At 45.7% G+C, this 11,873-nt stretch carries 10 protein-coding genes; 7 read left to right on the forward strand and 3 right to left on the reverse strand.

Annotated elements, in window-relative coordinates:
* The first annotated feature begins 107 nt into the window (after positions 1 to 107).
* On the forward strand, positions 108 to 1,337 hold the full coding sequence (pepT, locus tag QTO06_RS13500; protein WP_331408466.1) for a peptidase T: 1,230 nt from the start codon (positions 108 to 110) through the stop codon (positions 1,335 to 1,337).
* Positions 1,338 to 1,471: 134 nt separating this feature from the next.
* Here pepT and QTO06_RS13505 read toward each other — a convergent pair whose 3' ends face one another.
* The gene (locus QTO06_RS13505; RefSeq protein WP_005435882.1) at positions 1,472 to 1,930 is read right to left on the reverse strand and encodes a dCMP deaminase family protein; all 459 of its coding nucleotides are present in this window, start codon (positions 1,928 to 1,930) and stop codon (positions 1,472 to 1,474) included.
* Between the two features lie 350 nt (positions 1,931 to 2,280).
* Between QTO06_RS13505 and vmeY the strand changes: the two genes are divergently transcribed.
* The gene (gene vmeY / locus QTO06_RS13510) at positions 2,281 to 3,408 is read left to right on the forward strand and encodes a multidrug efflux RND transporter periplasmic adaptor subunit VmeY (protein WP_331408468.1); all 1,128 of its coding nucleotides are present in this window, start codon (positions 2,281 to 2,283) and stop codon (positions 3,406 to 3,408) included.
* 8 nt (positions 3,409 to 3,416) lie between these two features.
* Positions 3,417 to 6,569: a multidrug efflux RND transporter permease subunit VmeZ gene (gene vmeZ / locus QTO06_RS13515; RefSeq protein ID WP_331408470.1), complete on the forward strand. Its 3,153-nt coding sequence runs from the start codon at positions 3,417 to 3,419 to the stop codon at positions 6,567 to 6,569.
* Between the two features lie 93 nt (positions 6,570 to 6,662).
* Here vmeZ and QTO06_RS13520 read toward each other — a convergent pair whose 3' ends face one another.
* Both QTO06_RS13520 and arfB read right to left on the reverse strand, forming a co-directional pair.
* The gene (locus QTO06_RS13520; protein ID WP_331408471.1) at positions 6,663 to 8,432 is read right to left on the reverse strand and encodes a methyl-accepting chemotaxis protein; all 1,770 of its coding nucleotides are present in this window, start codon (positions 8,430 to 8,432) and stop codon (positions 6,663 to 6,665) included.
* Positions 8,433 to 8,506: 74 nt separating this feature from the next.
* Positions 8,507 to 8,917 (reverse strand): alternative ribosome rescue aminoacyl-tRNA hydrolase ArfB, encoded by a 411-nt coding sequence (gene arfB, locus QTO06_RS13525; RefSeq protein WP_331408473.1) that lies wholly within the window; start codon positions 8,915 to 8,917, stop codon positions 8,507 to 8,509.
* Between the two features lie 76 nt (positions 8,918 to 8,993).
* Between arfB and QTO06_RS13530 the strand changes: the two genes are divergently transcribed.
* The 4 genes from QTO06_RS13530 (at position 8,994) to QTO06_RS13545 (ending at position 11,837) form a co-directional block, all read left to right on the forward strand.
* A complete protein-coding gene (locus QTO06_RS13530; RefSeq protein WP_331408475.1) occupies positions 8,994 to 9,596 on the forward strand; it encodes a beta-phosphoglucomutase family hydrolase in 603 nt (200 codons plus the stop codon).
* A gap of 209 nt (positions 9,597 to 9,805) precedes the next feature.
* Positions 9,806 to 10,441: a helix-turn-helix transcriptional regulator gene (locus QTO06_RS13535; RefSeq protein WP_331408476.1), complete on the forward strand. Its 636-nt coding sequence runs from the start codon at positions 9,806 to 9,808 to the stop codon at positions 10,439 to 10,441.
* A 170-nt stretch (positions 10,442 to 10,611) separates the two neighbouring features.
* Complete coding sequence (locus tag QTO06_RS13540) at positions 10,612 to 11,124, forward strand: hypothetical protein (protein WP_005453662.1); 513 nt, start codon at positions 10,612 to 10,614, stop codon at positions 11,122 to 11,124.
* Positions 11,125 to 11,174: 50 nt separating this feature from the next.
* On the forward strand, positions 11,175 to 11,837 hold the full coding sequence (locus QTO06_RS13545) for a fimbrial biogenesis chaperone (RefSeq protein ID WP_331408478.1): 663 nt from the start codon (positions 11,175 to 11,177) through the stop codon (positions 11,835 to 11,837).
* Positions 11,838 to 11,873: the final 36 nt, after the last annotated feature.

An 11,873-nucleotide genomic window follows, 5' to 3' on the forward strand; every position in this document is an offset into this window, starting at 1 on the left:
ATTGTGGCATGAGCGTAACATGGCTTGTCGAACCATGTTGGATAGGATCCTCGCACACCTTACATCCCTGTGCGTGGCATCCTTCGCTCAAAACAATGAGAATAATTATGAAGCATTTAGTTGAAAGATTTCTTCGCTACGTCACGTTCGATACTCAATCTAATCCCCACGAATCAGCTTGCCCAAGCAGCGGCGGGCAACTTGTATTTGCTCAGCAGCTTAAAAAAGAAATGATTGAACTTGGTTTAAGCAACGTGACCTTGAGTGACAATGGCTATCTAATGGCTAAGCTGCCATCTAACGTTGATTATGATGTGCCAGCGATTGGTTTTATCGCACACATGGACACAGCTCCTGATGCTTCAGGTAAGAACGTAAAACCACAGTTTATTGAAGACTATCAAGGTGGCGATATCGCACTTGGTCTAGGTGATGAAGTGCTTTCTCCAGTGCAGTATCCAGATTTGCACGAGCTTCATGGCCACAACCTGATTACCACAGATGGCACAACACTTCTTGGTGCTGACAACAAAGCAGGCATTGCAGAGATTCTTTCTGCGGTAGCGATGTTGATTGAAACCCCAGAAATCCCACATGGTGACATCTGTATTGGTTTTACTCCCGACGAAGAAATTGGTCGCGGTGCTGACTTGTTTGATGTTGAGAAATTTGGTGCTGAGTGGGCTTACACTATTGATGGTGGCCCGCAAGGTGAGTTGGAATACGAAAACTTCAACGCAACCAGTGCAGACGTTATCTTCCATGGCGTGAGCGTTCACCCGGGCACAGCAAAAGGTAAATTGGTTAATGCAATGAACTTGGCGGCTAAATTCCAAGTGCAGATGCCAGAAGATCAAACGCCAGAAACCACAGAAGGCTATGAAGGCTTCTTCCACCTAAAATCTGGTGAACTTGGTGTCGCTCGCAGTGAGCTAGGTTACATCATCCGTGACTTCGACCGTGAGGGTCTGGAAAACCGCAAAGCCTTTATGCAGAAGCTTGTTGATGACATGAACGCAGGCTTAAAACATGGTTCGGTTGAGTTGAAGCTCACTGACAGCTATTACAACATGCGTGAAATGGTTGAGCCATACCCTCACATTATCGACTTAGCGAAGCAAGCGATGGAAGCGTGCGATGTTGAACCTCTGATTAAGCCAATTCGCGGTGGTACAGACGGTGCGCGTTTGTCGTTCATGGGCTTGCCTTGTCCAAACATCTTCACGGGGGGTTACAACTTCCACGGTATCCATGAGTTTATTTCAGTGGAGATGATGGAGAAGTCGGTACAAGTGATCGTCAAGATTGCAGAACTAACGGCGAAGAAACACGGTTAATCATACAGCTGGTTAACCTCACCATTTAGATAAACAAAAGCCCAGACTCGTGTCTGGGCTTTTTCATTTATTTGTTCGAGCTAGGGTTTCAAACTAGGGTTGCCTGAGTGCTCAAACAAAAGCTCAGTGATAACTTAGCGAACGCTTTTCTCTTCGATTTCGCTGATTGGTAGCCAGTTCACTTCCACACCTGCTTGGTCGAACATGTCTTGGCTCACTTGAATCTTGTCGCCCCAGCGAGATAAGAAATCTTCAGATTGTTCAGGGCAACTTACGCGTGCAATACCTGTTTGAATGATTTTCGCTGCGCAGTTCGGGCAAGGGAAGTGGGTAACCCAAATATCACAACCGTCTAAATCGCGTTTAGAGAACAAAATCGCGTTCTCTTCAGCGTGCAACGTTTTCAGATACTTCAGTTCACGTTCATCTGTATCCACACTGTCGGAAACACCGTGTGGGTAGCCGTTAAAGCCAACAGAGACAATGCGGTTGTTTTTAGTGATTACCGCGCCAACTTGTGTTGATGGATCTTTACTCCAAGACGCCACAAGCTCAGCCATTTGGTAAAAACGTTTCTCCCATTTAGAAATCATAGTAATCCTCTCGGTCGAAAGCTTTGAATTACTTGCATGATAACGCATTTTGTTTAAAAAAATAGTCAAATCATACGCTGCGCTGACGAAGTTTTCGTTTTACTAGGTTATCGGCCTATCATTGTACAAATAACCTCCGTTCTCTAACCCACAACATTTACACGACTTTCATTGCGATTCGAGCACAGGATCGCAACAAATATAGCCTGCTAATTACGATGTTTGCGAGTCGTTTCATTGGCTTACACTTTGATACACTTCCCCCGGTTTCCTTTAAAGTTTTCGGACAAAGCACCCTGTAAGGTTAGGGTATTGTCAAACGAATCCTGTTCTATAAAGACGGTATATACATGCAAAAGAAACCACTCGTCGCATTAATGGCGGCAACAGCTATCCTCGCAGGATGCGGAGAAGCAAACAATGCCCAGAAGAGGGGCCAAGCTCCTCTTGTTGTGACTCAAAATGTCACAATTATCGACTACCAGCCGAGCAAATCTTACATCGGCCGCATTGAAGCAGTAGAAGATACAAATATCACGGCACAAGTCTCTGGCTATCTTGAAGCTCGCCATTTTGATGAAGGTCAAATGGTCGAGAAAGGACAACTGCTTTACTCCATTGAGCCTTCATCTTTTGAAGCGCAAGTGGCGAGTGCAAAAGCGGCGCTAGCTCAAGCAAAAGCGGCGCTTAAAAAAGCAGAACTCGACCACCAACGTGGTAAAAACTTGTTGCCACGTGGCAGTATTTCCCAATCAGAGTTCGATGCGTTGACGGCGACGTTACTTGGCGCGCGAGCAGAGCTTGAAGCAGCAAACGCTCAGCTTAAGCTTGCAGAAGTAAACCTTTCTTACACGCAAATTCGTGCGCCATTTAGCGGCCGCATCAGCGACAGTAAAGTAAGTACGGGTGACCTGCTTTCTCCTTCTTCTGGCATTCTGACAACGCTTGTTAGCTTAGACCCAGTGCATACTTCATTCAGCGTTAGTGAACGTGAGCGTTTAACGCTTGGTATGGATCGCATCAAGGGTGACGGCAGTGATGAGTCGAGTGGTGTAGAAGTTCAACTTGAACTGGAAAACGGTGAGTACTTTGAGCACCTAGGTCAGTTAGACTTCTTGGGCAACCGTATCAATACCCAAACAGGTACGATTGCGATGCGTGCTTTGGTACCAAACCCAGAACAACAACTGCTTCCTGGTCAGCACATTAAAGTGAATCTACGAGACAAGAACGCGAAAGACGTTATCGTGATCCCTCGTCGAGCAGTGCAAACTGACCTAGAGGGCGACTTCGCAATGGTGATGGCTGAAGGCAATGTTGCAGAGCGTCGCAACGTGAAGCTTGGTCCTCAAGTAGAGCAGGGCATCATCATCAATGAAGGTCTGGAACAGGACGACACTGTGATTACACAGGGTCTGCAACGTGTACGTAACGGTGTAGAAGTGCGCATTCAATCTCCTGCTGAAGATAAGCAGTAGGAGGCGCAATGTTAAGTCGTTTCTTTATTCAAAGACCAAAATTCGCACTGGTTATTTCTATCATATTGACGTTGGCTGGTGCCATCTCTTTAGCGATCTTGCCAGTTGCTGAATATCCAAAAATCAGTCCGCCATCAGTGAGCGTGACCGCATTCTACACGGGGGCAAGTGCAGAGGTTGTGGAACAGGCAATAGCCGACCCGATAGAAACCTCCGTAAACGGTGTAGAAGACATGATTTACATGTCGTCTAAGAGTGCGAACGATGGTTCTTACAGCCTAAACGTTACCTTCGATGTAGGCACTGACCCAGACATGGCGCAGGTTAACGTGCAAAACCGTGTATCACAGATTGAGTCAAAACTGCCTCAAGAAGTGCGCATGGTAGGCGTAACGGTGAAAAAGCGTTCTCCTGACTTGTTGATGGTTCTGAACTTCTACTCACCAGACGGTAAGTACGACGATAAGTTCCTTATCAACTACATCAACCTGAACGTAAAAGACCAGCTGGCGCGTGTTAAAGGCATCAGTGAAGTTAACGTTATCGGTGGTGGTGAATACGCGATGCGTGTTTGGTTAGACCCAGAAAAGATGGCTAACCTGAACCTCACGACAACCGACGTTTACTCGGCATTGGCAGAACAGAACGTACAGGTAGCGGCAGGTCGTATCGGTGCTGCGCCGTACAACAACCCTCAAGAAGTTCAGTTCAACTTGGTGACTAAAGGTCGTCTTGAGAGCGTGAGCGAGTTTGAGGATGTAGTACTTCGCGCAAACCCAGATGGCTCTACGGTCTACCTAAAAGACGTAGCTCGTGTTGAGCTTGGTAAGAAGTTCTACGATGGTAACGGTAAGTTCCGTGGTCAAGATGCCTCTATCGTCGCGTTGTCACTGCAATCAGACGCAAACGCATTGGAAAGTGGGCAAGCGGTCATGGACTTGCTTGAGCGCTTAAGCACTAACTTCCCTGAAGGCATGGCTTACGAAACCAGTTATGACACAACCGTGTTCGTAGCTGAGTCAATCAAGGGTGTAGTGAAAACGCTGATTGAAGCTATTTTGCTGGTAATCGCGGTAACCTACCTGTTCCTTGGTAGTGCGCGTGCAACCTTGATTCCGGTTGTTGCGATTCCGGTATCCCTTATCGGTACATTCGCCATCATGCAGGCGACGGGCTTTACCATCAACACGGTAACCCTATTCGGTTTGATCCTAGCCATCGGTATCGTGGTAGATGACGCGATTCTGGTTATCGAAAACGTGGATACCACCATGGCGAAAGACCCAACTATTTCACCGCGTAAAGCAACGTTGCTGGCGATGAAAGAAGTAACGGGCCCAATCATTACTTCGACCTTGGTTCTATTGGCGGTATTCCTACCAGTAGCAATGCTTCCGGGTATTACTGGCATCATGTATCGTCAGTTCGCATTGACGATCTGTATCTCGGTAGTGATCTCGTCTATTAACGCACTAACGCTGTCTCCAGCGTTATGTTCGTTGGTACTGAAGCAGGGTGGCGGCAACACAGCAAACTGGTTCCAAGCGTTCAACCGTGGTCTAGAGCGTGTAACAGCGCGCTACGGTCAGATCGCTGGCTTCTTGGTCAAGAAGTCTATGTTGCTGATTGCCTTCTTCTTCGTGGCGGTTGCGGCTGTAACGTTCTTCGCGAAAATAACCTCAACGGCGTTTGTTCCTCAAGAAGACAAAGGCATCTTGTTGGTGAACGTTCAGCTTCCGGATTCGGCGTCGCTTTCTCGTACCGAGGAAGTAACCAATGAACTGATGAAGATGGTTGAACAAGAGCCGGGTGTAGATGGCGTAACCGTTGCGAATGGTTACTCATTCATGACGGGTGCAGCAGCATCAAACGGTGCGTCTCTGTTCATCAAATTGCATGATTGGGACACGCGAAACTCGCTTGACGGTGAACACGCTGCTAACGCAATTGCAAACCGCATCAACGGTCGTGCTGCGATGGAACTTCCTCAAGCAGTGGTATTCGCGATGGGGCCTCCAGCAGTACCTGGTATGGGTGCAGCTTCTGGCTTTGAATTTGTACTGGAAGACACGCTAGGTCGTAGCCGTACGGATTTGTCGATGGTAATGGGTGAAATGATTCAGGCGGCCAACCAAGCGCCAGAAATCGCGTATACCTTTAGTACTTTCCGTGCAAACGTACCGCACTACTATGTCGACATTGATCGTGAGAAAGCGCAGCAGTTGGGTATTCCGCTGTCGTCGATCTTCCAAACGCTACAAGGAAACCTTGGCTCACTGTACGTGAACGACTTCACCATGTTTGGTAAGAACTTCCGCGTCACCATGCAAGCGGACAGTGAACACCGCAGCAGCATGGAAGATCTAGAGCGTTTCCACGTGCGCTCTTCAAGCGGCGACATGGTGCCACTAAGTACACTAGTGAGCTATGAGCAAGTGTTTGAACCCGATGTTGCATGGCGTTACAACATGTACCGCAGTGCGATCATACAAGGTCAACCAGCGCCGGGTTATTCAAGTGGTGACGCAATTGCAGCAATGGAACGTGTGGCGGCTGAAGTACTACCGCAAGGTTACACGTACGAATGGACGGGCATGGCTTACCAAGAAGTATTAGCAGGTAACCAAGCGATTTACGCGTTCGCATTGGCATTGATCTTTATCTACTTGTTTATGGTGGCGCAGTATGAGAGTTGGAGTATTCCTCTAGCGATCATCCTAGTGGTGCCAGTGGCAACGTTAGGTTCCTTCCTTGCATTGAACTTAACCGGAACGCCGCTTAACTTGTATGCTCAGATAGGTCTCGTCCTGCTCATAGCGCTTGCGGCGAAAAACGCAATCCTAATTGTGGAATTCGCCAAGCAAGAGCGTGAAGAAAAAGATGTGGATATCGACAGTGCCGCAGTACAAGGTGGTAAGCTTCGTTTCCGTGCGGTGAACATGACTTCTTGGTCGTTCATCTTGGGTATCTTCCCTCTGATCTTCGCAGCCGGTGCGGGTCACGTGAGTCAGAACTCGTTGGGTATTTCCCTAATCGGTGGTCTGTTGTGTGTACTTCTAGCGGGTACCTTCCTGATCCCAGGCTTCTACGCTCTAGTACAGAGAAAGCGTGAGAAGATCCACGGTGGTAGCACTAAGCTTGTTCCTCTTGATGACGAATAAGCACTGAGTTTCCTCAGATAGAAAAAGCCCGAAGCATGAGAGTGCTTCGGGCTTTTTGTTTATCTGGCAATAATGATTACGAGGGAAGGTAGATTACACGCTGCGTGTTTTGAATTCAGCAACAGCATCATCCATTTCATGGGCTTGAGCTGAAACAGAGTTCACCTCATGTAAGCATTCTTGTGCTGATTGCATGTTGTTCTCTGAAATCACATTCAACTCAGTAATCGAATCGCTCACCTGGTTCATCACGATGCCTTGCTCTTCAATGGCTGATGCAATGCGCTCGGAGTTGCCCTGAATTGCGTGCATGTCTGCGATGATTTGTTGCAAGCTAGAATCGAGCTTCTCTGAAGCGTGAAGAGTTTGCTGGCCCTGATCGTTACATTGGTCGATATCTGATACCACCATCGACATTTGCGATTGAATGTCTGATACCACGCGAGTGATTTCTTCTGTCGATTGATGAGTACGGCTGGCTAGTGCGCGTACTTCATCCGCTACGACGGCAAAGCCACGACCTTGCTCGCCCGCACGCGCTGCTTCAATGGCTGCGTTTAGTGCGAGTAGGTTGGTTTGTTCTGCAATGTCTTGGATGATGTTCACTGCACCGCCAATCTTTGCAACGTGCTCGTTAAGCGATCCGATTGACTGCTGACTATTCGAAAGAATACCGGTTAATTGACCGACATTCGTTACTGTGGTTTCAACAACGCTACGACCTTGTTCCGCATTGTTTGCAGCTTGGTGAACGCCTTCTACTGCTACAGAGGTACTTTCCGAGATTTCACCAATAGTGGCGACCATTTGCTGAACTGCAGTTGCCATTGATGAAGTATGATCGGCTTGAGCGTGGAATTGCTCCATCACGCCCTCAAGTTCACGATGCATATTATCGGTGCTTGCTGATAGCTGTGCTGACTTCTCTTGCGTGCCGTGAATCAAGTGCTCAAGTTTGTCCAACAGATCGTTTAAGTGATGGCTGATGTCTGCCAGTTCATCTTTCCCCGCAAGTTCAGAGCGCAGGCCCATGTTGTTGCTTTCACTAATGTTTTTAATAGTGGTGAGCAAGCTGCTAACGCGAGTATTGATCGAACGTGAGATTTGGAAGATCAAGGCAAAGATGATGACCAACACAACCGCTGTGATGACTTGTTTCACCACGTTGTTTTGGCTATCTCGAGCTTGTGCTGCGTCGCTCAGGGCAGATGAAAAGGTTTTAAACTGTTGTTCTACCGCGTGTGATAAAGCACGAGTATCACCCAATAAACCCTTATTGTAAGCCACGCCGATAGTTTGCTTTTGCGCAGCAAGCTGACGCGCACTTTCAATCAAAGCAGGTACGTATAGGCCTTGTAGAAGGCTTTCGTCCATTTCACCAGCTTTAACAAGCTCTGAGAATTTAGTCAGAGCCATGACTTGTTGATGATCAGCATTTTGCTCTGCAGCATAAAGCTCTCGCTCAAAAGTCGCCCATAAGCCGCTTTCTGCATCTAGCCCGTAGCGTCCGTAAGCAGAAACTAAAGTCTGGAAACCTTTTTGATAGGCCAATAAGTCTTGTTTGAATCGGTGGCTAGAAGGGAGGTCATAACGGTTTAGGATGCCAGACAATTCTTGTTCAATCACCAAGAACTTATCGACGTTACCATCGAACTTACCAAGGTACTTAGTGTTACTACGCAGCAAGAAGTCTTTTTCATTACGGCGTAAGTTAAGGAGACGGATCTCTAAATCACCAACGAGCTTAACAGCATGACCGAGCTCTTGGCTTTGGTTAGCGAAGTGTGACGAGGTACCCAGCAGGGTCATAATACCCAGAATGGCGATCACTCCTAAGGAGTAGAGCTTGTGCCTAATAGTCATAAAGTTTGTCCTGAATAGTTGACTAAAGTAAGGAACTCAAAAAGGTTCCCAATGGCTAGCTCTGACGTTTGTTATTACAGCACTCTTTTGCGTTGCTGTTTTTTTGTCGCTTGCTTGTTTTTGCTATCAAGTCTACGACGTTGCGAAGCGCGAGTTGGTTTGGTTTTAATACGCTTCTTTTCTTGTCGGCTTGCAGATTGTATTAACGCTTGTAATCGGTTTAGTGCGTCTTCTTTGTTCTGCTCTTGCGTCCGAAACTGTTGTGCTTTGATGATGATTACGCCATCTTTGGATATTCGGCTGTCAGAAAGGGCAAGTAATCGCTCTTTATAGAATTCCGGCAGCGTGGAATGACGTACGTCAAAGCGCAAATGTATCGCGGACGATACCTTATTAACGTTTTGCCCACCACTTCCTTGAGCCCTGATGGGAGATAATTGGATTTCCCAATCTTGAATTGTGACGGAGTTCGAAATTTTGAGCATGTTTACTAAATGCCGATAAGGAATGTTGTAATGGCTGATAAATTACCATCAGAGATGTACAAATAGAAGAATTGACATGAATACGATAGATTTAAGCCCCTATAAAGGGTTGATTTTCGATATGGACGGCACCTTAATCGACACTATGCCAGCGCATCTAGCAGCGTGGCAAGCGACGGCAGATCGTTTCGATTTCCCTTTCAACCAAGATTGGTTGCACAGTTTAGGTGGCATGCCAAGCTTCAAAATTGTTGGCGAAGTGAACCGTCAACATGGTTTGTCTCTCGACCCTAAAACCGTATCTCGCTTCAAAATGGACACGTTCGCAGAGATGGAACAACACGGAGAAATCATCTCGTGCACTAATACCGTTTTGGATGAGCATCTTGGCAACAAGAAGATTGCCGTGGGCACAGGTAGCCAGCGCGACAGCGCACTGCGTCTATTAGCAAAAGCCGGCATCCTGAAAAAGCTGAATGCGGTGGTTACGGCTACTGACGTTGAAAACCATAAACCATTCCCAGACACGTTTCTTATGGCTGCAGAACAACTTGGTTTGAGCGCACAAGATTGTGTGGTGTTTGAAGATACCGAGTTAGGCAAGAAAGCCGCTCACGCTGCAGGTATGGATTGTGTAATGGTGGAAGGGGATAAGTTAGTCTTTTATCCAAAGGCTTAACTTAATAAGTTAATTATCATTTAAAAGACCGCGATATCATCGTGGTCTTTTTTGTATAACTCCCGTGAATTTATATAATTCTCACAATGAGAATGTGAATGTTTATTGTGAAATTAATCAAATTATCAATCTAATTATAAAGTATTAATAATCTACACTCGCTATAGTTGTTTATTCCTTTTACTAAATTATTTTTACAGGAAAGGATCATGACACGCTCTCAAAATGTTTATGTAATTTCTTCCGACTCAGATTGGTCAGGGTTAGTTATTGCTGGTTTGTCTCACTCTTTTAAGAACTACACCTTTCATACTGATAAGACCGTCAATAATATATGGAATTTAAACAATACTGATATTGTAATTTATGATCGCCTTACTTTAGGTAATCCGTCATTACACTTAATCTCACCACTCTCACGTGGCGGAGCTTGGTTGCTTGCTAATGCTACTAAGCAAGACTTAGAGGGAGTTCAAGGGCTTATATCCCTTGGTTGGGGTGGGTTGCTAGAGAATGACTTTACGTTAGAACTGCTTCACAAATCCGTCCGAATGGTGGCTTCTGGTCAGTTATGGTTTAGCCGAGAAGCCATGTCTTCTTCATTGAAGAATATTGTGAGGGGACAAGTTCATAGTTCTTCATCTGCGGAAGTTCTAGGTGCTAAATACGAACTTTCTACTAAAGAACAGAAAGTATTTATGTATTTAGTTCAAGGTTATTCAAATAAAGAAATAGCACATCAATTAAGTGTAAGTTTAAGCACGGTAAAAACACATGTCTCCCATATATTATCTAAAACAGGAAAGCAAAGCCGTTCTCAGTTAGGATCTTTAATGGTTGAGTGATTTTTGATCTAGTTCAAATTAATTATTTAGTTGTCCTTTACTCATCCTTTTATGTGGTTCTTTTGGCCAGATGACCGATAGGAAAAAAGTTAATAAGGCGTACATTTAACTCGTCTACTTAATTCAACTTTTGGTCTATACCGCAGGAAAAAATGTAAAGGAGAACAATCATGAAACGTTTAGCAGGTTTTGCAGCAATGGCGTTGCTTGTATCGGCTGGTGCAGTTGCGAATCCATGGGTCGTTGGGTCTGACGAAGGTCGCGCAGACTTTTACGTTAAATTCAAAGGTGAAGTGCCTAAGCGTTGTGAAATGATGACTTACGGCAACTTGGATGTCATCAATTTCGACTTAACTAAGTCATCTGATACAAAAGAGTTTGGCTTTAAGACGTGGTGCAACTCATACGGTACGAAAGGCATCGTCCAAGTTGACCCATTTGGTTTTACCAACAGCAATGAAGATGAAATTCCAATGGAGTACAGCTTCAATGGTGAAACTAAGCTAAAAGACAAAGGGATTGACACTACTGTTGCTCGTATCCATCAAGTTGTTGAAATTAGCAACAACTTAGATAAAACGATGACTGATGAGCACAAACTTTCAATTACCTCTAAACCTCAGGCTGGTGCGCGTTGGGGTGAATACAGTGGCGCGATGTATGTGACTCTATTCCACATGTAGGAAGGAATGCGCTGAGGGGGGAAACGTCCATCCCTCAGCCATTATGTTGTATGAAAACACTTCGAATATTATTTCTCATCTTGATTTACATGCCAGCACAAGTGGTGGCTTTTGAGCTTTTCCCAATGGTGCAATTTCTTTCCGATTCAGGGAAAGAGACAACGGTATTTTTCAAGGTAACTAATACCTCTCTTGCACCTTTGCCTATTGAGGTGACTGGCGTTAAGCGATTAGTTGAATTCAACAACGAAGAGTCGCTTCTTGAAACCGATGACTTGATGATCTTTCCACCGCAAGTACTTATTCAGCCGGGGAAATCTCAGACCATTAAGGTGCAATACATTGGCGCACCCAAGGGCGTAGCAGAATCCTATCGTTTGATCGTGAGCCAATTGCCACTCAAAGCAGATGAAGTTGAGAAAGATGCCATACAAATGTTGTTCCGAATCGGAGCGCTTGTGTTTGTCTCTCCACAAGATGCGCAAGACCAATATTCTAGCGAAATCATTGTGTCGAAAGGTAAGAAGCCAAACCTTAAAATTAGCAACACAGGTTCAAGTGTTATTGAGCTAGATAAACACACTTATTCGGTTGATTGGCAAGGTCAGACTAAGCGTTGGGGGTGGGGGCAATTAGAACCGGTTCTACCGATGCAATATCTCGTACCAAACCAGAAAGTTCAGGTGAATGTCGAGTCACTTCTTGTGAACTAACGACACCCAGTTTTCATATCGTCGCTGACATACATG

Origin of the sequence: Vibrio sp. M260121 (assembly GCF_036533715.1) — a bacterium.
Lineage (GTDB): Bacteria > Pseudomonadota > Gammaproteobacteria > Enterobacterales > Vibrionaceae > Vibrio.

Excerpts from the sequence above, each read along its gene's own strand:
- pepT (WP_331408466.1), top strand. The coding sequence starts at position 108 with ATGAAGCATTTAGTTGAAAGATTTCTTCGCTACGTCACGTTCGATACT.
- QTO06_RS13505 (WP_005435882.1), bottom strand. The coding sequence starts at position 1,930 with ATGATTTCTAAATGGGAGAAACGTTTTTACCAAATGGCTGAGCTTGTG.
- vmeY (WP_331408468.1), top strand. The coding sequence starts at position 2,281 with ATGCAAAAGAAACCACTCGTCGCATTAATGGCGGCAACAGCTATCCTC.
- vmeZ (WP_331408470.1), top strand. The coding sequence starts at position 3,417 with ATGTTAAGTCGTTTCTTTATTCAAAGACCAAAATTCGCACTGGTTATT.
- QTO06_RS13520 (WP_331408471.1), bottom strand. The coding sequence starts at position 8,432 with ATGACTATTAGGCACAAGCTCTACTCCTTAGGAGTGATCGCCATTCTG.
- arfB (WP_331408473.1), bottom strand. The coding sequence starts at position 8,917 with ATGCTCAAAATTTCGAACTCCGTCACAATTCAAGATTGGGAAATCCAA.
- QTO06_RS13530 (WP_331408475.1), top strand. The coding sequence starts at position 8,994 with ATGAATACGATAGATTTAAGCCCCTATAAAGGGTTGATTTTCGATATG.
- QTO06_RS13535 (WP_331408476.1), top strand. The coding sequence starts at position 9,806 with ATGACACGCTCTCAAAATGTTTATGTAATTTCTTCCGACTCAGATTGG.
- QTO06_RS13540 (WP_005453662.1), top strand. The coding sequence starts at position 10,612 with ATGAAACGTTTAGCAGGTTTTGCAGCAATGGCGTTGCTTGTATCGGCT.
- QTO06_RS13545 (WP_331408478.1), top strand. The coding sequence starts at position 11,175 with ATGAAAACACTTCGAATATTATTTCTCATCTTGATTTACATGCCAGCA.